The organism is Neisseria sp. P0009.S007 (genome assembly GCF_051962515.1).
In genome coordinates this window covers 1-2,764 of record NZ_JBQCVF010000136.1, presented here as the reverse complement: position 1 = coordinate 2,764, position 2,764 = coordinate 1, and the positions used below count along the sequence as shown (strand labels likewise).

The following is a 2,764-nucleotide window of genomic DNA, read 5'->3' as shown; positions in this document are numbered from 1 at the left end:
TGATACGCCGCTGAGTTTTGCAGTCAGCGCCCATACGCCGGATACGGCAGGACGGCTTTTGTCAAAAGCAATTTTGGCTTCCAGACTGGTATATCTGTCTTTGCAGAGGCGTTTTTCACGCCCTTTCAATTCATCGCAATCGCCAAAATATGCGCCGTTATCGTTACCGCTGATCATGACGCTGTTGCGGATTCGGTTGCTATCATCGGTAAACAGGAAGTTTTGCGAAGTCGTCGTGTCGCCTTGGCCTGTATAACTTGATTCGGCAACATAGCCCCAGTTTTGTGCGCCCACCTGAACAAACTTCCATTCCTTATTCTCCGGCGGCTCGCCCCATGCGCCGATTTTATCTTTTCCGTGCTGTTTGATTGCCCACTTGCCGTCTGTTTTCTCCAAAACAAACAATTCTGCCAGACCGGAAGAAACATGAGCGTCCTGTTTTACTTTTTGTTCCATATCGTAGGCAAAACCTGTGTACAACACATAGCGCGCGGCTTTGCCGTTGCGCGTTACGGTATGATCGGCAACAGGTTTCATGCAATACATAATGTTGTCAGATGCTGTCTCACTGTCTTTCGGCGGCTTGGCGAGCTGGCATTTGTGCGCGGCAAGCGGTCGGTTGTAATACTTGGCAATGACGGCCTGTACAGCGGCTTTGTCGTTATCGGGTGCAGCCGACGTCAAAATAGGGCAGGCAAGCAAAAGCAGGGAGATAATGTGTTTCATAGAAATTTTCCCAAAATGTTTTATTGAAAAAAGTACTGCTTACTTCAGGCCGTCTGAAACCGTTTTCAGACGGCCTTTTTGCGTTTGTTGCTGACACGCGCCAACATACCGGCGACAAAAGTGGACGCAATAACGACGGTAATGCCCATCGCAGACATAGCACTTAAATGTTCGCCCAAAATTAACACCGCCATGATAACGCCAATGACAGGCTCAAGCGAAATCAGCAGGCCGGAGACGTTGGCAGGGACTTTGTTCATGCCTTTGTTCCACAACAGATAGGCAAGCCAGCTGCAACCGATCCCCATATACAAAATCGACAGCGTACCGCCCCACGACCAATTGATTTGATAGCTGTCTGCCAACACCAGCGAAAACGGCAGACACAACACCGCCGCCACCACCATAGAAGCCGCGGTAAATGCAGGCGCACCGATGCGGGCAATCATCTGCTGGCTCGGTCGTATCACGCCTGCAAAACCCAATCCCGCAAGCAAAATCAGCAAACAGCCGAACCAATCAATCGTACCACCCTCTTCCGCGCCGCCCATTACCATCATGCCCACGCCGGCAAACGCCGCCGCGCCGCAAATCCAGTGGTAAATTTTCGCTTTGTCGCTGAAAAAGAAATGACCGACAAAAACCACCAGCAAGGGTTCCAGCCCAACCATGGTAATCGCGCTGGCAGCAGACGTGTATTTCAAACCGATAAACTGAAGCATCAAAACGACAACGTAGTTGACAAAGGAAATCCATAACAACGGCTTCCACTCGCTCCGCGGAATCCTTCCCAAATGACGGCGGCACGACGGCAGCACCATCAACGCGGCAATCAACAACCGTGCCTCAACCATCAGCGCAGGGTCGATCATCTCGTAAGAATACTTGGCAGCGATAAAAGAGCTGCCCCAAATCAGCAGGGCAAGTATTTGATAGAACATGGTCCGACCTTTTAAAAAGGGTTAATCGTTTCTTCTCTATATTTATTATTCAGACGGCCTGGAGGGTTGGCCTTTTTTATTTTGTCTGCGTCAGCGAATCCAAAAAGTCGAAGAGTTTGGCATTCATTTCACTGAAATCCGCCGCTTCGATTTTATCCGGATGCTGGACATAAGTTTGGGCTTGGCTTTGTTCGGCCACATTTTCGCGTCCGTCCGCCGCAATCAGCAGCCCGACGGCTTCACGGTCAAACTCCAAATGAGCCTGGAAGGCATAATGTTTGGGCGCAAAACGGATAATCTGGCGCGGACAGCCTTTGCTGGTTGCCAACACAACCGCCTCATCCGTCAAACCGGGCATATCGCCGTGCCAATGGCCGGTATTCAGGGTTTTGCCCAACAGGGAAACATGGGCATCCGCCAAACCTTCCGCCGTCAGCTCAATCGGATAAATGCCGATTTCACGCTCAGGGCTGCGCGTGTGGCGCGCGCCGTAGGCAACGGATAAAAGCTGCGCACCCAAACACACGCCGACAATATATTTATCCGCCGCCATCGCCTGACGCATCAGGCGCAGCTCGGATTGGGGGTCGTAATACGGGAATGCCTGCCTGTCTTCATCAGGCGATTGCGGCCCGCCCATCACAATCAAAAAATCTATATCGTCCACATTGTCAGGCAGGGCTTCACATTCGTACACTTTGGTTGCACTGATGTTATGTCCGCGCCATTGCGCCCATTTCAAATATGCGCCCGGCACTTCAAATGCCTCGTGCAGGATGAAATGGATATTTAATTTATTCGGATTTTGCATTGTTATTTCTCCTTCGACCGTCAGGACGGATTGCCCTGCCGTATTACAGCATACCGTGCTGTTGTAATTTTTTACGCAGGGTATTGCGGTTCAAACCCAAAATAACGGCCGCTTTAGACTGGTTGCCGCCGCATTGCTCCATCACGCAGGCAAGCATCGGCTTTTCCACTTGATGCAATACCATATCATACACGCCGCAAGGTTCCGTACCATCCAAGTCTTTGAAGTATTGTCGTAAGTTTTGTTCAATACATTGCGCAATGTCAGTCGTCGTTTGATTCATCGT

Annotated in this window: 4 protein-coding genes; all 4 read right to left on the bottom strand. The window is 50.6% G+C overall.

The genetic code is table 11. From position 1 onward, the window contains the following. Positions 1 to 726, bottom strand: a 726-nt coding sequence (locus ACTHS3_RS10360) for a hypothetical protein (protein WP_440367914.1), incomplete at its 3' end; no start/stop codon positions are given. 65 nt (positions 727 to 791) lie between these two features. Continuing rightward, a complete protein-coding gene (locus ACTHS3_RS10355) occupies positions 792 to 1,667 on the bottom strand; it encodes a DMT family transporter (RefSeq protein ID WP_440367913.1) in 876 nt (291 codons plus the stop codon). A 76-nt stretch (positions 1,668 to 1,743) separates the two neighbouring features. Continuing rightward, complete coding sequence (locus ACTHS3_RS10350; RefSeq protein WP_440367912.1) at positions 1,744 to 2,478, bottom strand: glutamine amidotransferase-related protein; 735 nt, start codon at positions 2,476 to 2,478, stop codon at positions 1,744 to 1,746. Between the two features lie 43 nt (positions 2,479 to 2,521). Next, a complete protein-coding gene (locus ACTHS3_RS10345; RefSeq protein ID WP_003684241.1) occupies positions 2,522 to 2,761 on the bottom strand; it encodes a Fis family transcriptional regulator in 240 nt (79 codons plus the stop codon). Positions 2,762 to 2,764: the final 3 nt, after the last annotated feature.